Source organism: Streptomyces sp. NPDC002795 (genome assembly GCF_042888725.1).
Classification (GTDB): Bacteria; Actinomycetota; Actinomycetes; order Streptomycetales; family Streptomycetaceae; genus Streptomyces.
Genome location: NZ_JBIAQB010000010.1, coordinates 237,445 through 259,831 on the forward strand (window position 1 = coordinate 237,445; position 22,387 = coordinate 259,831).

A 22,387-nucleotide genomic window follows, 5' to 3' on the forward strand; every position below is an offset into this window, starting at 1 on the left:
GTATGTGCCACTGGGTGCTGCCGCCCAATCGCCTACTCAAGGGGGCCCGTCGCCGGATGAGCGATCACACTCCGCTGCGCGTGGGAATGCTCACGCCGTCCTCCAACACCTGCCTCGAACCGGTGACGTACGGGCTGCTCCAGGGTGCCCCGGGGCTCGCCACCGCGCACTTCGCGCGGGTGCCGGTCACCCGGATCGCGCTCGACACGTGCAGCGATGCCCAGTTCGCCCCTGAGCCGATGCTCGCGGCGGCCCGGCAGCTCGCCGACGCCAAGGTCGACGTCCTCGTATGGAACGGGACGTCGGGGTCCTGGCTGGGCATCGAGCGGGACCGCACCCTGGCCGAGGCGCTCACCGCGGAGACCGGTATCCCGGCGACCACGTCCACGCTCGCCCTGCTCGACGCCTGCGCCGCGTACGGGGTGACCCGGCTCGGACTGGCTCTGCCCTACACCCGCGACGTCGCCGATCTGATCGTGTCGACGTACGCGAAGGAGGGCCTGGAGTGCGTGCTCGCGGAGCCCTTCGGCGAGCACGACAACGAGGCCTTCGCCCGGATCCCGCCCGCCGACGTGGCCCGCCAGATCGAGGCCGCGGCCACCGACGGGGCGCAGGCCGTGGCCGTGGTGTGCACGAACGTGTACGGCGCCTTCGAGGCCGAGCGGCTGGAACGGGCCCTGGATCTCCCGGTGTTCGACTCGGTGAGCGCCACGCTGTGGCGGGCGCTCGACCTGGCCGGGGCGCACCCGTCGTGGACCGGTCACGGGCAGCTCCTTCGCGACGGCAGCATGCGCGCCGCCATCCGGTCGGTGCTTCACACGCTGCTCGCGGCGACCGGCTCGGACCGTACGGCCCTCCGCGTCGACCTGCCCGCGCAGGGACTGCACATCGACCTCACCGCGGGCGAGGCGCCGGGCCCCGGCGCGCGCGCCGAGATGCAGTCGCCCGTGCGGGCCGGCGCCGCGCTCACCGGCTGGCTCTCCGTGCACAGCACCCGCGAGCGCGACTGGACGGACGCCGACCAGCAGGCGCTCGCGGTCGCCACCAGCGACATCGTCGCCCGACTCCCCGCGTCCTGAGCTACCGCACATCCCCGTACTCGCTCAACACCCCTTCCGGAGCAAGCGCGTTGACGTAGTGCGCAGGCCCGTGGTCGTCGAAGGAGTACTTGAACGGGAGCGTCCGCGTCAGCGCGAGGCGGGCCGCGAAGAAGGCGAGGGGGGCCACGACCGCGAGGCCGGCGAGGCTGTCCATCTGGGGGTAGGGCAGGGTGGGTTCCACCCGCTCGATCCAGCCCTCCTCGCGGGCGCGGCGCGGGATCGCGGTCATGCGGCGCAGCCGGTGCAGCGGGTTCGAGCCGCTGAGGAGGTCGCCGGGGAAAGCGGCCGCCTCCGCCGCCGCGTCGGCCGCCGCCGTGAACACCGCGTCCACGGCCCGGCGCGGCTTGCGGAAGTGGAACTCGCGGCCGAACGGGGCGTAGGGGCCGACGGGGCGCGGCGGCAGCGCGGGCACCACGTCGCGGTCGTAGATGTAGCGCAGGAGGCGGTCGCGCAGCAGGTGCGTGCCGTTGCTGTCGACGGTGTCCGCGCAGGCGCGCGCCAGGTCGGGGCCGCCGAGCATGGGCTGCCCGAAGGTGTAGACGGCGCGCAGCCGGCGGGCGATGTGCGCGTAGCGGGGCTCGTGGACGAGGGTGACCGCCATCAGGGCCGCCATCGCCGCGCCCAGGCTGTGTCCCGTGATGTAGAGCGCTTCGAGGCCGGGGCCGCGGGCGCCCTTCTCCTCTGGGTCGATGGACTCGCCGCGTATGGCGCGTTCCAGGGCCTGGATGACGAGGTAGCGGGTGGCGCGCATGTTGCGGTAGAAGCCGGCGTGCACCGCGTACTCGGCGCCGTCCAGGTCGACGGCGAGGGTCTCGGGGCGGACATCGGCGTCGGTGAGGATGCTGATGATGTCCTCGGGCTGTGTGCCCCGGTAGCAGAGGATCGCGGTGCGGCGGTCCTCGTCCTGGATCAGGTAGGCGGCGGACGCGATGTAGAGCGCGTCCACCCGCTGTTCGAAGACGCGGCACCGGTTGCGTTCCAGGCCGAGGCGTGTCGCCATCATCGCGACGGTCTGCGCGTCACTGCCTTGTTCGTAACCGGCGTACGCGTACGCGGCCAGGGTCGCCATCGTGTGCGGAAGCACGCCCGCCGGATCCGGGTGCTCCTTGTCCTCCCGGAGCACACGCGGCAGTTCGGGGTGGACGGGGAAGGTGGTCCTGCCCGGCTCGACGAACGTGGCCTCCTTGAGGGGGCGCAGGTCGGCGAAGGCCGGTCCGTGCACGATCGTGTCCCGCATGGCACCTCCCGTGGCGGCGGGCTGTGCAGCACACCACCGCCGCACGGCGGCGTCAAGGCGTCGCTGACCGGCCATCCACGGGGCCTGCGGGTGGGGCGTGAGGGGGCTGGGCTGCGCGAGGTGTGGGCCCGTCCGTCGCGCCGTGCGCGCTGACAGGGGCAAACCCCCTGAAGCGTACGGGCGTTCGCGCTCACGCACATGGCGGGAACGGGCGCTGCGGCAGATCCGGCGGCGCAAATACGGTTGCTGCCCCTCCCCCTCCGCGTACCTTCGACAGGGACGGCAACCGATGGCCGAGAACGAACGTCAGGCACCTCAGGAACGGGCCTCGCAGTACGAGCGGTACGAGGGCGGCAGTCCCGAGGCCGAGCGCCTCGTGTTCGAACGCCTGGCCCGAGAGATCATGAAAGTTCAGGTCGCGAACCGGCGGGCCAGTGGCGCCCAGGGCTTCGAGCGCGCCTTCCACGCGAAGGCCGCGCTCGGCGTGGAGAACGCCCGCCTGCGGTTCAACGACGACCTTCCGGACGCGCTGCGCGGCGGCTTCGCGCAGCCCGGCGCCGAGTATCCGGTGACCGTGCGGCTCTCCAACGCGAGCGGCATCCGCGGCCCCGACGGGGCGCCCGACCTGCACGGGATCGCCGTGCGCGTGAAGGTGTCCGCCGAGCAGAGCCACGACCTGCTGGCGACGGGTTTCCCGGTGTCGCACGCCCGCGACGCACGGGAGTTCGTGGCGTTCGCCAAGGCGATGGCGGGTGCCCGTAATCCGCTCCAGAAGGCGTTCGGTCTGTTCGTGAAGCTGCCGATCGCCGTCGGCCTCGGCACCGCGAACCGGATGCGCCGCAACGTCCAGGCCGCCACCCGACACACCGTCAACAGCCTTGCGCGCGAGACCTATTGGAGCCGCGGCGCGATGCAGTGGAGCGAGGCGGGGCCGGTCCGCTTCCTGCTGCGGCCCGCCGTGGGCGGCGGCCCCGAGCCGCGTCCCGACCGCCGCGACCCGAACTTCCTGCACCGGGAGCTCGCGCGCCGCCTCTCGCGCGGCGACGTGGCCTTCGACCTGTGCGTTCAGCGTTACGTCGACGAGCGGCGCACCCCCGTCGAGGACGCCGCCGTGGAGTGGAAGGAGGCGATCACGCCACCGATCCCCGTGGCCCGGCTGACCGTACCGGGCCAGGACATCACGACGGCCGAGGCCCACTCGGCGGCGCGGCGGATCGAGGAGCTCTCGTTCAACCCCTGGTACACCACCGATGAGTTCCGCCCGCTGGGCAACCTCAACCGGGCCCGCAAGGCCGCGTACCACGCGAGCAGCGCGCAGCGGCACGGCACCCGCTTCACGCCGCAAGAGCCGCTCAGGAACCGGATCCTCGGCGCGCCCGTCGGCCTCGTCTTCCGCGTCCTGAACCGGTATGTGCCGTGGCACCGGCTGCCGGTGGATCTGAGCCTGCTCAACCTGGTGTTCCTGCGGAAGGTGCTGCGCAGGCTGAACCTGATCGACACCGATGTGCAGGAGGCGCCGCCGAAGGCGGAGCCGGTGCCGGTCCCGGTCGACGAGCGGCTGCGTACGGAGCGCTCCTACGACGGCACGTACAACGATCTGTCGGAGCCGAAGATGGGCGCGGTGGGCGCCGCGTTCGGCCGCAACCTCAAGCCCGTGTTCCGTCCCGACCTCTTCGACACCCCGAATCCGGTGACGGTCAGCCGCAGCCTGCTGGCGCGCGAGAGCTTCGTCCCGGCGACCTCGCTGAACGTCCTGGCGGCGGCCTGGATCCAGTTCCAGGTGCACGACTGGGTCAACCACCGTCGCTACAAGGCGGGCGACAAGGCGGTCGAGGTACCGCTGCCGCCGGGCGGCGGGACGTGGGTCAACACGCCTGGCGGGCCCCAGGAGAACGTGATGCGGTTCGCCGAGAACGAGGGCATCGAGCTGCCCGGCGACACGCCGCCGATCCTCTTCGGGAACACCGCCTCGCACTGGTGGGACGGCTCCGAGGTGTACGGCGGCGACGAGAGCACGGCGAAGCAGCTGCGCGAACCCGAGGGCGGGGCACGCCTGTTGCTGGACGGCGGGCACATCCCGATCGACCGGACCGGCATCCCGATCACCGGGTTCAAGGACAACTGGTGGATGGGTCTCAGCTCGATGCACACGCTGTTCGCGCGTGAGCACAACGCGGTGTGCGACGCGCTGCGCGCCGAGTACCCGTCGATGAGCGAGGAGCGGATCTACCACACGGCACGGCTCGTGGTCTCCGCGCTGATCGCGAAGATCCATACGGTGGAGTGGACGCCGGCGATCCTCGCGACGAAAGCCATCGACATCGGCCTGCGGACCAACTGGGAGGGCGCGCCCAGGAATTGGCTGAACCAGCTCGGTCTGTGGCTGCTGGAGTCGCACTCCCTGACCGGCATCCCGAAGACGATGCCGGACCACCACGGAGCGCCGTACTCGCTGACCGAGGACTTCGTCACGGTCTACCGCATGCACCCGCTGATCCCCGACGACTACGAGCTGCGCGAGCACCGTTTCGGGCAGCGCCTCGAAACGCTCGGCTTCAACGACATCCAGGGCGCGGCCGCCGAGAGCCAGATCCGCAAGACGGGCCTTGCGGACACCCTCTACTCGTTCGGCATCGCGCATCCCGGCGCGATCACGCTGAACAACTACCCGAAGTCCCTCACCCACTTCCAGCGCGAGGGCGAGATCATCGACCTGTCGGTCGTCGACCTGGTACGCACCCGCAGGCGCGGCGTGCCCCGCTACAACGACTTCCGTGCGGGCCTGCACAAGGAGCGCATCCGGCGCTTCGAGGACCTCACGCAGGAGCCGGAGGCCCTCGCGCGCCTCAAGGAGGTGTACCGGGACGTCGACGAGATCGACACGGTCGTCGGCCTGTTCGCGGAGAACCCGCCCACCGGCTTCGGCTTCTCCGACACCGCGTTCCGCATCTTCATCCTGATGGCGACGCGGCGGCTCCAGAGCGACCGCTTCCTCACCGTCGACTACCGCCCGGAGGTCTACACGCCGCTCGGCATGGACTGGGTGGAGAAGGGCGGCATGAAGTCCGTGATCCTGCGGCACTGCCCGGACCTCGCGAGCCTGCTGCCGCGCGACGCGAGCGCGTTCGCGCCGTGGCGTCCCGTGCATCCGGCGGAGAACGGTGGCGAGCATGGCTGACACGTCCTCGGGTCACCAGGGTCTCGACGACCTGCTCGCGCGCCCGCTCCTGAAGACGATCTGGCGCCGCCGCACCCACCGGGTCTCCCGCGGCGCCTCGGTGCCGGCCGGATCCATGAGCTACAGCTCGAAGCACGAGCCGCAGCCGCTGAGCGAGCTGGAGGAGGCGCTGCTGATCGCCGTCACTGGCTCGACGGGTCTGACGATGCCGGACCGTCCCTTCGAGGACCCGCGCGACGGCAAGCCCATCATGTCCAAGCCGAACCTGACGATGACGGGCCGCACGGCCGGCAGCCCCGACAACGCGCAGGGCACGCACTTCTTCCTGATCAACGACAGCGGTACGTACTTCCTGCGCAAGCTGCCGCCCGCGCCGCACGAGCCGTTCACCGCGCAGGCCCTCGTCGAGCGGGCCCGGCAGTCGAAGGTGAAGGTCCTCGACCACCGCCTGGACGTCGCCGAGGGGCTGCGCGACTTCCCGGCGTATCTGGACTCGAACCGCTTCCTGTCGAACCTGCCGGGGACGACCGTCCTGTTCCCGGTCGTCGACCTCTCGCACCAGTACATCAACGCCCTGATGTATCTGCTCACACAGCCGGACGGGGCACGCCCGACGCTCGTCGACGACCGCAATCTGTACCGGGCGGCGGGCGTCAAGAAGTGGATCGACAACGGGTTCCTCAACAAGGACCTGAAGCTGCCGCTGGGCGCGCTCGGCCCGATGCGCACCCAGATCGAGGCGGATCTCCTCCTTCAGACGGTGATGCTGACGGCGGAGGCGATGGGCCTCGGTGCCTGGATCCACGCGACGATCAACCCGGCGATCGCCCTCGGCGACCCCAAGTTCACGAAGACGTACGGGAGGATGCTCGGTTTCACGTTCGTCACGCCGCGCTGGCGCCTCGCCGACCTGTGGCGCTGGCACGTCCCGCTGCCCAAGTACGCCAACCTGCGCTCGCACCCGGTGGGACTCGCCGACCCGGCGACCGGCGAACCCCTGATCGCCGCGGCGTGCCCGCCCGCGCACGCCTCGATGTCGGACGCGGTCGACGCGATCACCGACGCCAAGTTCGGCACCGGCGGCACGTACGGCGACAAGGACGTCTTCGCCCGCATCTACAAGGAGGACTACGGCCAGCGCTATCTCGCCGAGGCCAGCGAGTACGACGAGCGCGTCATCGAGTGCGCCCGCGACATCTGTACGTACATCCTGGCCACGCACCGCCGCTTCCCCGCGCACACGGACGCCATCCATGTTCCGGGGGTCTGGCTGCAGGCGCACCACGTGGAGGGCGAGTACTACGAGCGCTTCTTCACGAACGGGCTCACCGACGCGCACCGCGCGCACGACACGCTGTGGGACGGGGAGCCGATGAGTTGAGCCGGTCCGGGCGGTCTCCCTCTGTACGCTCACGCGGACACGCCACCGCACCCGTAGGCATGGGAGGACCGCCCGATGACCGAGAGCACCGGCCTGACCGACGTCCTGACACCACACGTATCGAAGGGGCCCGTGCCGGGAGCCGTGGGGCTCGTGGCCCGCGGCGACCGGGTCGAGGTGGCGGCCGTCGGCCACACCGACACCGAGGGCACCGCGCCGATGGCCCGCGACTCGATCTTCCGGATCGCGTCGATCACCAAGCCGATCGTGGCGGCGGCCCTCATGACGCTCGTCGAGGAGGGCCGCATCGCCCTGGACTCGCCGATCTCGCACTGGCTTCCCGAGCTCGCCGCGCCGAACGTGGTGCGCGATCCGGCGGGCCCGATCGAGGACGTGATCCCCGCGGCCCGCCCGGTCACGGTGGAGGACCTGCTGACCTTCCGGGCGGGCTGGGGGTTCCCCTCGGACTTCTCACTCCCGGCCGTGCAGCCGCTGTTCGCGCTGATGGACCCGCACCACCCGCAGCGGGTGCCCGAGCCGGACACCTGGCTGGCCTCGCTCGCCGGGGTGCCGCTGCTGCACCAGCCCGGCGAGTTCTGGCTCTACAACGCGTGCTCGGACATCCAGGGCGTGCTCATCTCGCGGATGACGAGCCACTCGCTGCCGGACTTCCTGGCGGAGCGGATCTTCGAGCCGCTCGGCATGGTGGACACCGCCTTCGAGGTCCCCGCCGCCAAGCGCGAGCGCTTCACCAGCTGTTACGTGCCCACGCCCGACGGCGGCGCCGAGCTCGTCGACAGCCCGGACGGCCAGTGGAGCGGTCTGCCCGCTTTCCCCTCCGGCGCGGGCGGACTCGTCTCCACGGTGGACGACTGGTACGCGTTCGCACGGATGCTGCTCGATGGCGGCGGTTCCGTGCTCTCCGCGGACTCGGTGCGGCTGATGACCACGGACCACCTGACCGCCGAACAGCGCGCCGCGAGCGGCCTGTTCACGGAGGGGGAGGGCTGGGGCTTCGGCGGCTCCGTCGACGTCACCCGCACCCACCCGTACAACGTGCCGGGCCGCTACGGCTGGGTGGGCGGCACGGGGACGTCCGCCCACCTCACCCCGGCGACCGGGACGGTGTCGGTGCTGATGACGCAGCTCGGGCTGGGCGGGCCGACACCGCCGCAGATCATGCGGGACTTCTGGACGTACGCGGCGTCGTGAGCGCCCCTCGCTATTGCTCCGCGGACAGGATCGGCAGCAGCAGCGAGGCCGACCAGCTGAAGTTCGGTGAGTTGAGCGGGTCACCGGTGAGCGGGTCGTAGTTCTCCTGGATCGGGCGGTCGCCGGTGAGCCCCTTGGCGCCCGCGAGGAGCTTGCCGGTGAGCTCGTCCGCGTCCTTGGTGTAGCCGTAGCGGCGCAGTCCGCTCAGCGCGACGTAGGCGTGGTCGAACCAGACGGGTCCACGCCAGTAGGCCGTCGAGTCGAAGTACGGGGACGCCTTCGACACGGTCGGGAACGGCACGTGGGTGGCGAACTCCCCGGGATCCGTGAGGCGTTGGCGTACGCGCGCGGCCTGCTCCTTGGTGGCCGCGCCGGTCCACAGCGGGACGGCGCCCTCGATGCCGCGGCCGCGGTCGGTGAGCGGAGCGCCGTCCTTCAGGGTGATGTCGTGGAACCAGCCGTCGCCCTGGTCGTACATCGTGGAGCGTACGGCGGTGTTCGTGGCCTCGGACTTCTCGCGCCACTTGGCGGCCTCACCGGGGCGGCCGATCGCGTCGGCGATGCGCGCCAAGTAGCCCTGGTCCTGGGCGAGATAGGCGTTGAGGTCGACGGACTCCTGGTCGAGCGAGTAGCCGAGGAGCGTGCCGTCGGCGGCGCGGTTGGCGACGACGGAGGTGCCGAGCTTGGCGTCGAAGCGCGGCGCGTTGTCCAGGCCGCTCTCCCAGGCGGCGGCGAGGCGGCGTTCCTCGGTCGAGTCGTTGGCGGGGTCGACGGTGGCGCCGTACTCGGCGAGGCCGTCGTGGTCGTGGTCCCGGTTGCGGTACCACCAGGCCTGGTAGGCGGCGAGCTTCGGGTACATCTCCCGCAGGAAGGACCGGTCACCGCTCTTGCGGTACACCTCCCACACGGACCAACTGGCCATCGGGGGCTTGGAGTTGCGCTCGTTCCAGTTGCCGCCGCCGCGCGAGGGGTCGTTGTAGAAGACGGCGTCGGGGACCATCCCGGCGTCCTGCGGGCGGGTCTTCGACTCAGCGGTGATCTGCCAGTCGAACATGGCCCGGATCTGCGACTCGGCGAGCGCGGGGGCGAAGCGGGCGGTGCCGACGGCCTGCTTCCAGCTGTCCCAGGCCCACAGCCCGCCGGTGAACCACTTGTACGAGATGGAGGGTGTCACGCCGCCGTGCTTCAACTGCCCTGCGGCGGAACGCCAGTTGGTGACGAGCGTCTCCAGGGACTTCACGGCGGTGCGGCGCCGCTCGGCGGGCACGCCGCGCGTGACCCCGGCGACGTAGCCGCGCCATCGAGCGTCACCGGCGGTGGCGTACGCCTGCGGGGCGGCCAGCACGGCGCGCGCCCGCCGGGCCTCGCGGGTGCGCTCGGCGGCGGTGAACGTGTAGGACTCGGTCCAGTCGAAGTGGTGCGCGGCGCCGGGGGCGAGGGTGACCGGGGAGGCGGCTTCGGTCCGGTAGCCGTCACCGTCGACGGTCGTGCGCACGGGGTCCTTGTGCGTGACCTCGAAGCGTTCGGTGCCGTCGGTGAGGTAGTCCCACTTCTCGCGCACCTTGGCGAAGTCGACGCCGACGCCGTCCGCGGTCGACTTCAGGGAGGGTGAGTCGCGCATGGGCGCCTTCTTCGGCCGCAGCAGACTGCCGCTCCAGCCGGCGCCGAGGGTGCGGGCGGCCGGGCCGGTGTTGCGCACCTCCGCGCGCACCAGGGCCGTCCGGTCGGTGGCGAACCGCAGTTCAAGGGTGAGGCTGAGCCCGCGCCCGAGGTCGTACGACTGGAGCAGACGCCCCGGGCGCGAGGTGAAGCGGGGCGTGCTCCCGGCGGCGAGATCGAGGGTGCGGCCGCCCTCGGTGAGCCGCATCCGGCTGAACGACTTGCTGAGCCACCACGGGTACTCCTGCGCGATGTACAGCGGCCCGCTGAACCCGCCGTACGCGGCGCGGTCCCCGGCCTCCGGCAGGGCGTAGGAGTGCCAGGCGCCGCGGTCCGAGAAGGTGCTGATGGGGTTGTTGTCCTCGTCGTCACCCGGCAGCGCGGTCTTCGGGGTGCCGTGCAGGTCGAGGACGTCCGCGTAGTCCGGGGCGGAGCGCGGCGCGGCCGAGACGGGCGGGGCGGCGAGGCCGGCGCCGCCCAGGAGAAGGAGGGCGGCGAGGGCTGTGCGGGTGGGTCGGCGTGCGGGCCGGCGGGCGGTCACGAGGCGGGACCTCCTGTTGACATGAACCTGTGCGGGCGGGATCTTCACCCCTGACTCTGTGCGCAATTCTGCACGCGCGCAAGGAGTTTCAAGCACAAGTAATCAACACTCGACCGCTCAGTCCACCCGCTCCGACTCGTGCCACCCCGAGTGCAGCGCCTGGTACTCGTCGGGCGTCGCCTTCGGCACGTACGTGCCAGGGCCGAACATCGCCTTGGCGAGCCGTGCCCGCATCCGCTGCCGGACGGTGAACTTCCGCTCCACCCCGTTCTCGTCGACCCGCGGCCCCAACTCGTAGGCCTTGGGCTGCTCGTGCTGGTTGAGGGTGTACAACTCGGCGCGCGTGAGCGGCTCGTGGACCTCGATGAACTCACCGTGCGGCAGCCGCCTGATCTGCCCGGACTCGCGGCCGTGCAGCGCCTTCTCACGGTCGCGGCGCTGGAGCCCCAGACAGATCCGCCGGGTGACGACGTACGCGAGGACGGGCGCCACGAAGACGCTGACGCGCACGAACCAGGTGATCGCGTTGATCGACAGGTGCAGTTGCGTCGCGACGATGTCATTGCCGCCGCCGATCAGCAGCACCGCGTACAGCGCCAGCCAGGCCACGCCGATGCCGGTCCTGGCCGGCTTGTTGCGCGGGCGGTCCGCCGTGTGGTGCTCGCGCTTGTCGCCCGTGATCCACGACTCCAGGAACGGGTACACCGCCATGAAGGACAGGATCAGCGGGAACAGCGTGAACGGGATGAAGACGCCCAGTTGCAGTGTGTGGCCCCAGGCGTTGATCTCCCACGCGGGCATCACGCGGATCAGCCCCTCGGAGAAGCCGAGGTACCAGTCGGGTTGCGCGCCCGTCGTGACGAGGTCCGTTCTGTAGGGACCGAAGGCCCACACCGGGTTGATGGTCGCCACCGCGCCGAGGATCGCGAGCACACCGAAGACGAGGAAGAAGAAGCCGCCGGCCTTCGCCACGTAGATGGGGAAGAAGGGCGCTCCGACGACCTTCTTCTCGTTGCGTCCCGGGCCCGCGAACTGGGTGTGCTTGTGGTAGAAGACCAGGATCAGATGGAGCGCCACCAGGCCCAGCATGATGCCCGGCAGCAGCAGGATGTGGATCGGATAGAGCCGGGCGATGAAGTCCTCGCCGGGGAACTCGCCGCCGAACAGGAACATCGCCAGGTACGTGCCCACGATCGGCACCGCGAGCACCGCGCCCTGCGCGAACTTCAGGCCGGTGCCGGAGAGCAGGTCGTCGGGGAGCGAGTAGCCGGTCAGGCCGGTGATGATGCCGAGGAACAACAGCGTCCAGCCGAACACCCAGTTGAGCTCGCGCGGCTTGCGGAAGGCACCGGTGAAGAAGACGCGCATCATGTGCACCGTCATGCCGGCGACGAAGACGAGCGCGGCCCAGTGGTGGATCTGGCGGATCAGCAGTCCGCCGCGCACTTCGAAGCTGATGCGCAACGTCGACTCGTACGCCTGGGTCATCCTGATGCCCTTGAGCGGCACGTACGCGCCGTCGTAGACGACTTCCTGGGTGCTGGGGTCGAAGAAGAGGGTCAGATAGACGCCGGTGAGGATGAGGATGATGAAGCTGTAGAGGCAGATCTCGCCGAGCATGAAGGACCAGTGGTCCGGAAAGACCTTGCGCATCTGGGACTTGGCGAGTTGGTAGATCCCGAGCCGGCCGTCCGCCCAGTCCGCGAGGCGTTCACCGGACCCCGGGGGGTCGGGACGGCGCCCGTCGCTCCAGGCGCGCTCGCTGTCACCGCTCATGCGACTCCCCTCAAGGCCGTTGAGGCTCTCGTCAGGGTAGAGCGCGTGGCGGTGGCACCGACAGGGGGCGAAGCGCTGTCAATTGACCGTGTGCAAAGGGTTATTGATCGTCCGTCATGCGTTCCATCGCCGCCTCCACGGTCCGCGTATGCGCCCAGGCCGCCTCGGCCGCCGCCTGCGGGTCGCTGCGCGCGATCGCGTCGGCCAGGTCGTCGTGGGAGCTCGCGCCGGGCAGCTCCGGCGTCCAGCTCGGGCGCAGCGAGGCGATGCTGTCGCGCACCGATTCGACGATGCTCTCGTACAGCTCGGTCATCAGCGGATTGCCGCTCGCGGCGACGACGGCCCGGTGGAACTCCACGTCCTTCTCGACGTACGCGGCCGGGTCCCCGCTCTCCTCCGCGCGGTGCCGGGCGAGCAGCGCGGACAGGATGCGGGCGAGGTCGGTCTCCCCGCGGTGCGCCGCGGCGGCGGGCGCGGCCTCCCGTTCGATGGCGAGGCGGATCTGGAGGATGTGCTTCAACTCGGCGCGGCGCAGGCGGCGTTGGAGTGCGGCGTTGAGGTCGCTCGCGGCGCGCACGTACGTGCCGTCGCCGCGGCGGGCCTCCAGGAGGCCGGTGTGACACAGGGCGCGGACGGCCTCCCGCACGGTGTTGCGGCCCACGCCGAGGTCCTCCACGAGCTGCCCCTCGGCCGGGATCCGGTCACCGACGGCCCACTCGCCGCTTTCGATGCTCCGCTCGATCCGGCCGATGGTGCGTTGGACCAGGGTGGGTGCGGGCACGGTGTGGCCTTTCTCGTCGCTCGGGGTACGCGGGCAAAAATATCCCATGTATGCGGCTGCGGACCAGTCCGCATTGAGCTAATTTGCGCGATTATACCCACACTCTTCCGGTCGGATGAACGGAAACATGGGATGTTACGTTGGCTCGTATGCCGCACAACGCCCCCACAACCGCCTCCACCGCATCCGCGAACCCTGCCGCCGCGGCCCGAGCCGCCGGCCCCCTCCTCGCCGCCGGGATCCTCCTGATCGCCATGAACCTGCGGCCCGGCGTCGTCTCCGTCTCGCCGGAGCTCGACACGATCCGCCGTTCCACGGGGCTCAGCGGCTCGCTCGCGGGGCTGCTCACCACGTTGCCGATCCTCTGTTTCGGCCTCCTCGCCCCGTTCGCGGCGAAGCTGTCGCGGCGCATCGGCATGACACGGGCGCTCGGCGCGATGATGGCGCTGCTGACGGCGGGCATCGCGCTCCGGCTCGCGCCCGGCCTGCCCGCGCTGTTCGCGGGGACCGTCCTCATCGGCGCGGCGATATCCCTCTCGAACGTCCTCGTGCCGAGTGTCATCAAGCGCAATTTCGAGCGCCGCACCGGGCTGATGATGGGCCTGTACTCGGTGGCCCTGTTCTGCGGCGCCGCGCTCGCGGCCGGCGTGACCGTGCCGCTCGGGGACGCGCTCGGGCTCGGCTGGCGCGGCGCGATCGGCGTCTGGGCGGTGCTCTCCGCGCTCGCGCTCGCCCTGTGGGTCCCGCAGCTGCGCCGCTCGGACGCGCCGCCGTCGACGGCTCCCGGCGCCTCCGACTCCCGTACGCCGCTGCGCCGTTCACCGCTCGCCTGGAAGATCACGTTCCTCATGGGGCTTCAGTCCTTGCAGTACTACGCGTGTGCCGCGTGGATCCCGGCGATGCTCACCAGCCAGGGCATGGACGGTGCGCAGGCGGGGTGGATGCTGTCCGTGATGAGCCTCGCGGGCATCGCGGGTTCGCTCGCCTTCACGGCGCTCGTCGGAAGGTCGGCGAACCAGGTCGCCCTCTCCCTCGCAGGTTCGGTGCTCGTCCTCGGTTCCGTGCTCGGCCTGCTGGTGGCGCCGGTGAGCGGGGCGTACGCGTGGATGCTGATGCAGGGCTTCGGCTGCGGCCTGCTGATCAGCACGGCGCTCGCCGTGATCGTGCTGCGCTCCCCCGACGCGGCGCGCGCCGCGGAGATGTCCGGCATGGCGCAGAGCGTGGGCTATCTGCTCGCCGCCGCGGGCCCGTTCCTGCTCGGCGCGCTGCACGACGCGACGGGCGGCTGGACGGTGCCGCTGGTGATGCTCGCGGTGCTGTGCGTGCCGATGGGGCTCGCGGGCGTGGGCGCCGGGCGGGCCCGGCAGCTGGAGGCGTGACGTCCCGGCGGGCCGACGTCACCCCGGAGTTTCACGCCGGTTGGCCTGGAAGCGCGCCTTCTTCTGGCGATTCCCGCACGTGTTCATGTCGCACCATCTGCGGGTGCGGCTCTGGCTGGTGTCGAAGAAGGCGGCCCGGCAGGTGGGGGACGCGCACAGGGCCAGTTTTCCGTCCCGCTCGCCCGCGATAATGCCGATCGCGTCGGCGGCGATCACGCTGAGGGCGTCCTCCACGCGGGAAACCGAGCCGAGCCGCCATCGCCGCTCCCCCTCGGGCGTCAGGACGGCGGCGGCCCGGCCCTGGGCGCTGCGGTCGTTGATGACCTGCACGGCGGAGACGGGGAGAGCGTCCTGGGTGGCGGCCGCCGTCGCCGCGGCGTGGATCGACTCCCTCAGCTCCCGGGCGAGATCGAGCTGAGCAGGGGTACAGGAGTCCACGGCGAGGCCGTACACCGCCAGCCAGTCGACGAGCCGGTGCGGCGCGGGAATGCGCTCCACGGGCTCACCCTGACGCTCCGTCAGGGTCGCCGTGAAGCTGGTCGCCAGCACCTTGCCGAGGCGGAATTCAGGGAATCGAGCGCGCATGGAACCACCTTAGGCGGTTGCCGTCCGGATCGCAGAGCTGCTAGAACCGTCTTAGCCGGTTCCACGATGGCCAGGAGGTCTCATGCCCCGTCCCAGCGGTGACGTGCAAGCATTTGAAGCCCACGCGACCGACGCCGAGCTCGACGATCTGCGCGCGCGACTGGCCGCGGCGCGGCTGCCGGAGGCCGAGACGGTCCATGGCGCCGCTCCCGGCCCACGCCGGTGGGAACAGGGCGTCCCCCTCGCCGACCTCGTCGAGGTCGTGAACCACTGGCGCACCGGGTACGACTGGCGGGCCTTCGAGGACCGCCTGAACCGGATCGGCCAGTTCCGTACGACCATCGACGGTCTGGGCATCCACTTCCTGCACCGCCGGTCCGCGCGCACGGACGCCACGCCTCTGCTCCTGACGCACGGCTGGCCGGACAGCGTCGCCCGGTTCACCGACGTCGTGGACGAGTTGGCGGACCCGAAGGACGCGGACGCACCGGCGTTCCACGTCGTGGCCCCGTCGCTGCCGGGCTTCGGTTACAGCGACAAGCCGGCCACCACCGGATGGGGAACCGAGAAGATCGCGGCCGCCTGGGTGGAGCTGATGGGAAGGCTCGGCTACGGCACGTTCCTGGCCCATGGCGGCGACTGGGGCGGCAACATCACCACGGTGCTCGGCGGCAGGTTCCCGGCGCACGTGCTCGGCATCCACACCACGTTCGCGGAGGGGCCGCCCGGACTGACCACGGACGGGCTGACGGCCGTCGAGCGCGAATGGGCCGAGGAATCCCACGACTTCTGGATGGGTACGGCGACCCGCCACCGCGCGGCGTACGCGAAGCAGCAGGCGACCCGGCCGCAGACCATCGGCTATTCGCTCGTCGATTCACCGGTCGGTCTTCTCGCCTGGATCCTCGACAAATTCGCCGAATGGACGGACACCGATGACAGCCCGTTCGAGACGATTCCCATGGACAGAATTCTCGACGACGTCACCCTCTACTGGCTGACGCGGACCGGCGCATCGGCCGCCCGCATCTACTACGAGAGCCACAACGCGCTGGACCCCGAACTCCGGGTCGATGTCCCGTCGGCCATCACCGCGTATCCCCGGGACGTCGAGAAGTGCCCGCGCCCGTGGGCGCAGGAGCGGTACCGGCGGATCGTCCGGTGGAGCGAGCCGGAAAAGGGAGGACATTTCCCGGCCCTTGAGGTTCCCGAGTCCTTCGTCGAGGACCTGCGAGAGGGTCTCGCGGCCGTGCTGGCCGCTCGGCGGTGAACACAACCGCAACGCAACTGGGTGCCGTTGACCCGTTGACCTGCCGTCATGCCTCTGCGATCTTGGCAAGCGCTTTCCCGCTGCCCACTGTCCAGGGGGACCCGTGTCCGAATCCGCCGCTCCACCACGTACCGCCACCGATGCCCAGAGCCGCCCGCTCTTCTCGGGACACCACACCCACCTGTGGGGCTTCCTGCTCGCCGGCTGGCTGATCAGTTACGCGGACCGCACCGTCACCGGTCCTGTCGTCGCCTGGATGATCGAGAACAAGGCGGGCTTCATCGGTGACGCCTCGAACCCGGCGACACTCGGCGGGCTCATCGGCTCGATGTTCTTCACCGGCTACATGCTCACGCAGTACGCGGGCGGCCGGCTCGGCGACCGCTACGGCCACCGCGAGATGCTCGTCGTCTCCCTGCTGTGGGCGGGCCTGCTCACGCTCGTGTCCGGCCTGACCGGCGGGCTCATCGGCTTCGTCGTGGCGCGCGTGCTCACGGGGCTCGGCGAGGGTGTCTTCTACTCCAACGACCGTGTCCTGGTCATCAGCCACACGCCCGCGGCCCGCCGCACCATCGGCCTCGGCGTCGTCCTGTCCGGCCTGTCCATCGGCCTGACCGTCGGCATCGTCGCCACCCCGCACCTCATCGGCTGGGGCGCCGCGGTGGGCATGGGCGGCCGGGCGTGGAGCATGCCGCTGTACGTGTTCGGGGTGGTGTCACTGCTGGTGGCCGCGGCGACGTGGGCGTTCTTCCGGGGGCGCGGCGACAGGCCGCTGCGGCTCGGCCCGCCCGCGCTGCGGCTCATCGGCTACTCGATCCCCGCGGCGGTCGCGATCCTCGGCCTGTTCCTGCTCGCCGACGAGTTCCGCTGGCCGGACTGGCTGACGGCGGTCGGCTCCGGGGTGCTGTTCCTCATCATGGTGACGATCGTGATCCGCGGCATCGTCCGGACCGGCCGCGGCACCCAACTCCTCAACCGGAACGTGTGGTTGATCTACATCGGCTTCATCGCCGTGATGTGGAACCTGTGGTTCTTCTCGTTCTGGTCGGTGCAGATCGTCGCGGAGGCCGCGCACAGCAGCCTGGGCGCGGCGGCCCTCACCGCGGCGTTCAACGCGGGCGCGGGCATCATCGGCTTCCCGGTCGGCGGCTGGATCGCGGACCGGCGGGTGCGCGCGGGCAAGGGCCGCAAGCCCCTCGCCGTGATCTGCGCGGCGGTGCACACGGTGCTCGCGGTGGCCTTCGGCGTCAGCGTCGCCAGCGGCGACCCGTCGCTGCTGCTGCTCGGCCTGATCCTGTTCTGCTCGGGCCTGTTCTTCAACGCGCTCCAGCCGATCGTGCACAGCCTGCTCGGCGACCTGGCCGAGGAGAAGGACCGCGGTTCGCTGTTCGGCCTGTTCAACCTGGTCGCGGAGATCGGCGCGGTGGCCAGCCCCGTCGTCAGCGGTGTGCTGCGCGACGCGACCGGCAGCTGGGCCGCCGGTGTGTTCACCGCGGCCGGGGTGATGGCCGTGGCGGTCGTCCTCTACGCGCTGGTGAAGGAGCGCATCCCGGAGGTCGCCGCCACGTGAGCAGGGCCCGGCTCAGCAGCCCTGACGGATCGGGTCGATGGTGACCTTCGCCCGGTCCTCGGCCCCCTGCACCCTGCCGTAGGTCGTGGAATTGACCCGGTACCACTGGTCGTTGGCGCCGCGCTTGCCACCCACGGCGTCGAGGCGCACGCACCAGCGCTCGGCCCGCAGGACCCGCGTGTACTTCTCGGTGCCCTTGCGCACCTTGTGACAGTCGCGGACCTTCTTCGTCGTGTAGTAGGTCTTCGTACGACCGTGGCTGCGCTTGGTGTGCCGGACCTTGCGGGTGTCCGTATCGCACTTCTTCACCAGGTGCGGCCGTGTGGCGCGGGTCGTGCGGCGGAGCGTGTGCCGCACCCCGTCGCGCACCCCGGTCACCTTGTCGTCCTGCTGCTCGACGGACCGGCTGTCGCCGCCCTTCGCGCCCGCGTGTGTCGACGGCGCGGTGTCCGTGCCACCACCGCAGGCCGCGAGCGCGACCACCAGCAGCATCGTCAGTCCGGCCAGGGTCGGGCGCCGCTTCACGGAGATCGCTCCTCTATGTGTACATGCCATTGGAAAAGAGCAGCGTATCGGAAGCGGGATCGCGGCCGACCGCCGGTGACTGCCGATTCGTTATGCAACACCAGGGCGAAAAGGCCCCCTTGGATGTAGCTTGCCGTTCCGACGCATTCAGGTTGAATCGTCAACTCGGTTGCCTACCAAAGGGAGCGATGAGCAGACACATGCGGCAACTCGCGGTACCCCGCCTGGCACCTCCACTGGCGTCGGGAGGACTTGCCGACTCCGTCTTCAGCGCCGCGCTGGAGAGCCCGCGGCGCACGCAGTTCTCGCTGCTCCGGGACGGCCTTCCTGCGCAGGAGGTCAGCACGTCGCGGTTCCGTGACGAGGTGATGGCCGTGGCCCGCGGCTTCCTCGCCGGCGGGGTCGGCATGGGTGACCGGGTGATCGTGATGTCGCGCACCCGCTACGAGTGGACGCTGATCGCGTACGCGCTGTGGACCGTGGGCGCCGAGGTGGTGCCGGTGTATCCGACGTCCTCGGTGGAGCAGGTGCGGTGGATCCTGCACGACACGGACGCCGTGGGTGTCGTCGTCGAGAACGAGCACAACGCGATGACCGTGGCCGCGGCCTACGGCGCGCGCACCGATCTGACCCGCCTGTGGGAGCTGGACTCGGGAGGCATCGAGCGGCTGATCGAGGCGGGCGCGTCGGTGCGGGACGAGTACGTGCACCAGCTGCGGGCCTCCGTGGACCCGCGGGACACCGCCGTCATCTGCTACACGTCCGGCACGACGGGCCGCCCCAAGGGCTGTGTCATCACGCACAGCAATCTGGCCTCCGAGTCGGACAACCTCCTGGTCGGCTGGGGCCCCGTGCTCACACCGCCCGGCCAACAGCAGTCCCTGCTCGCCTTCTTGCCGCTCGCCCACTGCTACGGCCTGATGGTGGTGGTCAGTTCGGTGCGCGGCGGCATCAACATCGCCCACCAGCCCGACGTCTCGCCCAGCGCGCTGCTCCCCGCGCTCGCCGCGTTCCGGCCGACGCTGATGTACGCGGTCCCGTACATCTTCGAGCGCGTCCTCGCCAAGGCGCGGGTCAGCGCCCAGGACGGCGGCCACACCGCCCTGTTCGAGCGGGCCGTGCGCACCGCGATCCGGTACGCGGCGGCGGTGCAGCGCCACGCGGCGGGCGAGGGCCTCGGTCCCGGACCGCGCATGCGGCTCATGCACAAGGTGTACGACCGCCTCGTGTACGCGAAGGTGCGGGCGGTGCTCGGCGGCCGGGTGCGCAACGCGGTGTCGGGCGGCTCGCCGCTCTCCCGTGACCTCGGCCTGTTCTACCAGGGCTGCGGAATCACCGTGTACAACGGCTACGGCCTCACCGAGACGGCGGCCGCGGTCACCGTGCAGCCGCTCGGCGCGGTGCGGCACGGCACCGTCGGCAAACCGCTGCCGGGCAACGCCGTGTACATCGCGGACGACGGCGAGATCTGGGTGGCGGGCGACGTCGTCTTCGCGGGGTACCTCAACAACCGCAAGGCCACCGAGAACGCGCTGCGCGAAGGCTGGTTCGCGACCGGAGACCTCGGCCAACTCGACGCCGACGGCTACGTCGTCATCACGGGCCGCAAGAAGGACATCATCATCACCAGCGCCGGCAAGAGCCTCTCCCCGCAGACCCTGGAGGAGGAGCTGCGCGCCCACCCGCTGATCTCCGGCTGCCTGGTGATCGGCGACAACCGCCCCTACGTCACGGCCCTGATCACCCTCGATCCGGAGGCCCTGGCGAGCTGGCACGCGCTCAAGGGCCGCACCCCCAGCGCCCCCGAGGAGGCGATCCTCGACGAGCAGCTGCACGGCCATATCCAACGCGCGGTGTCACGTGCCAACTCCCGGGTCTCGCGGGCCGAGTCGATCCGCGCCTTCCGCATCCTGCCGCACGAGTTCGGCGCCACCCAGGGCCTGCTCACCGCGTCCCTGAAGGTGCGCAGGGCCGCGGTCATGGAGGCGTACGCGCAGGACGTCGAGGAGTTGTACGCGACGCGGTGATCGGCGCCGCGCACAACGCGGAGTCCCGTCATCCGCCAGACCGTCAGACCGTCAGGAGGCCGTGGTCGTCCAGTCCCCCAGCCAGTCCGCGACCTCCTGCTGCGCGGCCTGCGCGTCGCTCAGCTGCGGCCGGTCGGCGCTCGCCGAACCGGCCCCGTCACCGGTGTTCCTGTACTCGGCGAACCGGTCGTCCTTCCACGGGAAGCCGCCCATGTCCGTCCACGGCTTCGCCTTGATCGCGGCGCCGAGCGTGGAGTCGCGGACGGTGGCCTGCGGGTCGAGGGATACGTCGCCGCCCGCGTGCCAGTTGCGGCCGAGGTGGAAGCTGTCGGCGGAGACATCGCCGGTGATGGTGGTCCGGTTGACGAGCAGTCCCTTCTTGCCGCCCGCGGTGCTCGGCGCCATGACGTAACCGGCCGACGTCCCGTCCCAGCGCTTCTTCAGGGTGATCACGGACTGGTCGATCACGGCGGTGGCGCCGCCGAAGATGAAGTCGACGTTGCCGACGATGTACGAGTTCTTCATGTAGACGCGCTTGCCCGCCCCGTCGAGCAGCAGCGTGTCCTGGTCGCCGCTCGTGATGACCGAGTCGAGGAACACCTTGTCGGCGCTGGTGCGCAGCGCGACCGCCTGTGCGGCGATGGAGGTGTCCTTGCTCTCGTCGTAGTCGTTGTTGACGCTCAGGTTGCGCAGTTGGGTGTCGGCGGCGAGGACGGTGACGGTGGCGCTGCCCGAGGTGCCGTACGTCGATCCGTCCGGCTTCTTCATCCCGGCGGCGTGCCCCTCGACGAGCACGGTGGACTTGCGGCTCGAACCGGTGCCGGCGATCGTCACGTGCGGCTTGTTCGCCGGGACGTTCACGGTGCCGCGGTACGTGCCGGGCGCGACCTTGATGTCCACGCGCGCGGTGTTGTTCGCGGGCACGGCGTCGACGGCGGCCTGCACGGTCTTGTACTGCGCGCTGCCGTCGGCGGCGACCGTCAGGGTGCTCGCGGCGGCGGCCTTCACCTCATCGGTGCCGGCGCCTATGGAACTCCTGGGCCCCGCACCGGACTTGAGCAGCCCCGGCACGTCCGCCGCCTTGTCGAGCGTGTAGGCGTAGAAGTCCGACGGCGTGAAGGCGCTGCCGCCGCTCTCGTTGCGCCCGGTGGTGCCGGAGAAGACGCTGCCGCGCTGCACGAGCGTGGCGGTGTCGTCCTTGGTGACGGGGTTGTTCATGCCCTGGAAGTAGCTGTTCTCCAGGACCATCTTCGTCCTGCCTCGCGAGTAGTTCCCGTACGAGGACGTGATGTCGGTGTCCGGGTCGTCCTGGAGGTAGTTGTTGTAGAGGTGCGCGTGGGCGGCGTTGTCGGTGGACGGGTTGCGCTGTTCGGTCTCGCGGATCCAGTTGTGGTGGATGGTGATGTCCGTGACGACGTTCTCGGTCCAGCCGATGCCGAAGGCCTTGTTGTCGTTGCTGAGCTTGTTCCAGGAGACGGTGACGTTCGTCGAGTCCTTGCGGACGTCGATCAGTCCGTCGGCCATCCTGCGCAGGTCGTTGTGGTCGATCCACACGTGGTGCGCGCCGTCCATCTGGATCGCGTCGAAGTCGTGGTCCTTGTCGTTCCAGACGCCCTGGTAGGCGTCGCGGATCGTCAGGTTGCGGATGATGACGTTGTGCACGCCGGTCCCGAGGAAGAAGCCGCCGCCGACGATGTGCCCGGCGGTGCCGGCGCCCACGATGGTCTTGTCGGAGGCGACCTTGATCTCCTTGCCGACGGGGTCCATTTTGATCTCGGCCGCGACCACGATGACGTAGGGCTTGCTCGCGGTCGCGTACTTCTCCAGGTCGGCCAGGGTCTTCACGGTGACGGTCTCGCCGTCGCGCCCGCCGTACGTGCCCTCCTGCCCTTGCGCGTCGAGGGACGCGAAACCGTCGGCGGTGTCGTCGGCCCACGCTGCGGCGGTCGTCGCGGCGTCCGCGCCCTCCGCGCCGAGGAACCCGCCGCCGTAGGCGAGGGCGGCCGCGGCGGCGACGGCGAGCGGGGCGCCCGCGAGGAGGACGGTGCGGCGTCTGCGGTGCCGGGACTTGCTACGGGTGTCGCTCATCAGCTCTTGCACTCCGTACGTGGTGGGGGAATCCGTGCCGGGTGGCACGTGCCGGTGTCTTGTTGCCGCGGGCGGCGG

The 22,387-nt window shown here is 70.6% G+C and carries 15 protein-coding genes; 8 read left to right on the top strand and 7 right to left on the bottom strand.

The genetic code is table 11. The annotated features are described in order from the left end of the window. Positions 1 to 56: 56 nt before the first annotated feature. Entirely contained in the window at positions 57 to 1,079 is a 1,023-nt protein-coding gene (locus tag ACFYWS_RS29315; RefSeq protein ID WP_389281387.1) for an aspartate/glutamate racemase family protein, read from the top strand. Between the two features lies 1 nt (position 1,080). Here ACFYWS_RS29315 and ACFYWS_RS29320 read toward each other — a convergent pair whose 3' ends face one another. Then, a complete protein-coding gene (locus ACFYWS_RS29320; protein ID WP_389281389.1) occupies positions 1,081 to 2,337 on the bottom strand; it encodes a lipase family protein in 1,257 nt (418 codons plus the stop codon). 289 nt (positions 2,338 to 2,626) lie between these two features. Between ACFYWS_RS29320 and ACFYWS_RS29325 the strand changes: the two genes are divergently transcribed. The 3 genes from ACFYWS_RS29325 to ACFYWS_RS29335 all read left to right on the top strand — a co-directional run bounded on the left by ACFYWS_RS29325 (position 2,627) and on the right by ACFYWS_RS29335 (position 8,108). Further along, entirely contained in the window at positions 2,627 to 5,515 is a 2,889-nt protein-coding gene (locus tag ACFYWS_RS29325) for a peroxidase family protein (RefSeq protein ID WP_389281391.1), read from the top strand. Next, on the top strand, positions 5,508 to 6,896 hold the full coding sequence (locus ACFYWS_RS29330; RefSeq protein ID WP_389281393.1) for a hypothetical protein: 1,389 nt from the start codon (positions 5,508 to 5,510) through the stop codon (positions 6,894 to 6,896). Before ACFYWS_RS29325 ends, ACFYWS_RS29330 begins: the two co-directional genes overlap by 8 nt. Before the next feature lie 75 nt (positions 6,897 to 6,971). Beyond that, positions 6,972 to 8,108 carry a serine hydrolase domain-containing protein gene (locus tag ACFYWS_RS29335; RefSeq protein ID WP_389281394.1) on the top strand — a complete coding sequence of 379 codons (1,137 nt, stop codon included), beginning with the start codon at positions 6,972 to 6,974 and terminating at the stop codon, positions 8,106 to 8,108. Between the two features lie 10 nt (positions 8,109 to 8,118). Here the strand turns inward: ACFYWS_RS29335 and ACFYWS_RS29340 are convergent, their stop codons facing one another. The 3 genes from ACFYWS_RS29340 to ACFYWS_RS29350 form a co-directional block, all read right to left on the bottom strand. After that, a complete protein-coding gene (locus tag ACFYWS_RS29340) occupies positions 8,119 to 10,308 on the bottom strand; it encodes a trehalase family glycosidase (protein ID WP_389281396.1) in 2,190 nt (729 codons plus the stop codon). Positions 10,309 to 10,425: 117 nt separating this feature from the next. Next, positions 10,426 to 12,084 (bottom strand): cytochrome bc complex cytochrome b subunit, encoded by a 1,659-nt coding sequence (locus tag ACFYWS_RS29345; RefSeq protein ID WP_389281398.1) that lies wholly within the window; start codon positions 12,082 to 12,084, stop codon positions 10,426 to 10,428. 100 nt (positions 12,085 to 12,184) lie between these two features. Then, positions 12,185 to 12,865, bottom strand: a complete 681-nt coding sequence (locus ACFYWS_RS29350) for a FadR/GntR family transcriptional regulator (protein WP_389281400.1) — start codon at positions 12,863 to 12,865, stop codon at positions 12,185 to 12,187. Between the two features lie 149 nt (positions 12,866 to 13,014). On the opposite strand from ACFYWS_RS29350, the gene ACFYWS_RS29355 reads away from it, so the two are divergent. Beyond that, positions 13,015 to 14,244 (top strand): CynX/NimT family MFS transporter, encoded by a 1,230-nt coding sequence (locus tag ACFYWS_RS29355; protein ID WP_389281402.1) that lies wholly within the window; start codon positions 13,015 to 13,017, stop codon positions 14,242 to 14,244. A gap of 18 nt (positions 14,245 to 14,262) precedes the next feature. Here ACFYWS_RS29355 and ACFYWS_RS29360 read toward each other — a convergent pair whose 3' ends face one another. Beyond that, entirely contained in the window at positions 14,263 to 14,829 is a 567-nt protein-coding gene (locus tag ACFYWS_RS29360; RefSeq protein WP_389281403.1) for a CGNR zinc finger domain-containing protein, read from the bottom strand. An 82-nt stretch (positions 14,830 to 14,911) separates the two neighbouring features. On the opposite strand from ACFYWS_RS29360, the gene ACFYWS_RS29365 reads away from it, so the two are divergent. Both ACFYWS_RS29365 and ACFYWS_RS29370 read left to right on the top strand, forming a co-directional pair. Next, a complete protein-coding gene (locus ACFYWS_RS29365; RefSeq protein WP_389281405.1) occupies positions 14,912 to 16,099 on the top strand; it encodes an epoxide hydrolase in 1,188 nt (395 codons plus the stop codon). Positions 16,100 to 16,202: 103 nt separating this feature from the next. Next, positions 16,203 to 17,669: an MFS transporter gene (locus ACFYWS_RS29370; protein ID WP_389281406.1), complete on the top strand. Its 1,467-nt coding sequence runs from the start codon at positions 16,203 to 16,205 to the stop codon at positions 17,667 to 17,669. A gap of 12 nt (positions 17,670 to 17,681) precedes the next feature. Here ACFYWS_RS29370 and ACFYWS_RS29375 read toward each other — a convergent pair whose 3' ends face one another. Further along, positions 17,682 to 18,194 (bottom strand): hypothetical protein, encoded by a 513-nt coding sequence (locus ACFYWS_RS29375; protein WP_389281408.1) that lies wholly within the window; start codon positions 18,192 to 18,194, stop codon positions 17,682 to 17,684. Between the two features lie 200 nt (positions 18,195 to 18,394). Here ACFYWS_RS29375 and ACFYWS_RS29380 point away from each other — a divergent pair, with 200 nt between their 5' ends. Further along, entirely contained in the window at positions 18,395 to 20,221 is a 1,827-nt protein-coding gene (locus ACFYWS_RS29380) for an AMP-dependent synthetase/ligase (RefSeq protein WP_389281577.1), read from the top strand. A gap of 51 nt (positions 20,222 to 20,272) precedes the next feature. Here ACFYWS_RS29380 and ACFYWS_RS29385 read toward each other — a convergent pair whose 3' ends face one another. Then, positions 20,273 to 22,309 carry a pectinesterase family protein gene (locus ACFYWS_RS29385; protein ID WP_389281409.1) on the bottom strand — a complete coding sequence of 679 codons (2,037 nt, stop codon included), beginning with the start codon at positions 22,307 to 22,309 and terminating at the stop codon, positions 20,273 to 20,275. Positions 22,310 to 22,387: the final 78 nt, after the last annotated feature.

What these genes read in the sequence shown, in the direction of transcription:
- ACFYWS_RS29320 (WP_389281389.1), bottom strand. Translation starts at nt 2,337, where the DNA reads ATGCGGGACACGATCGTGCACGGACCGGCCTTCGCCGACCTGCGCCCC.
- ACFYWS_RS29325 (WP_389281391.1), top strand. Translation starts at nt 2,627, where the DNA reads ATGGCCGAGAACGAACGTCAGGCACCTCAGGAACGGGCCTCGCAGTAC.
- ACFYWS_RS29380 (WP_389281577.1), top strand. Translation starts at nt 18,395, where the DNA reads ATGCGGCAACTCGCGGTACCCCGCCTGGCACCTCCACTGGCGTCGGGA.
- ACFYWS_RS29330 (WP_389281393.1), top strand. Translation starts at nt 5,508, where the DNA reads ATGGCTGACACGTCCTCGGGTCACCAGGGTCTCGACGACCTGCTCGCG.
- ACFYWS_RS29355 (WP_389281402.1), top strand. Translation starts at nt 13,015, where the DNA reads ATGCCGCACAACGCCCCCACAACCGCCTCCACCGCATCCGCGAACCCT.
- ACFYWS_RS29365 (WP_389281405.1), top strand. Translation starts at nt 14,912, where the DNA reads ATGCCCCGTCCCAGCGGTGACGTGCAAGCATTTGAAGCCCACGCGACC.
- ACFYWS_RS29345 (WP_389281398.1), bottom strand. Translation starts at nt 12,084, where the DNA reads ATGAGCGGTGACAGCGAGCGCGCCTGGAGCGACGGGCGCCGTCCCGAC.
- ACFYWS_RS29385 (WP_389281409.1), bottom strand. Translation starts at nt 22,309, where the DNA reads ATGAGCGACACCCGTAGCAAGTCCCGGCACCGCAGACGCCGCACCGTC.
- ACFYWS_RS29335 (WP_389281394.1), top strand. Translation starts at nt 6,972, where the DNA reads ATGACCGAGAGCACCGGCCTGACCGACGTCCTGACACCACACGTATCG.
- ACFYWS_RS29315 (WP_389281387.1), top strand. Translation starts at nt 57, where the DNA reads ATGAGCGATCACACTCCGCTGCGCGTGGGAATGCTCACGCCGTCCTCC.
- ACFYWS_RS29360 (WP_389281403.1), bottom strand. Translation starts at nt 14,829, where the DNA reads ATGCGCGCTCGATTCCCTGAATTCCGCCTCGGCAAGGTGCTGGCGACC.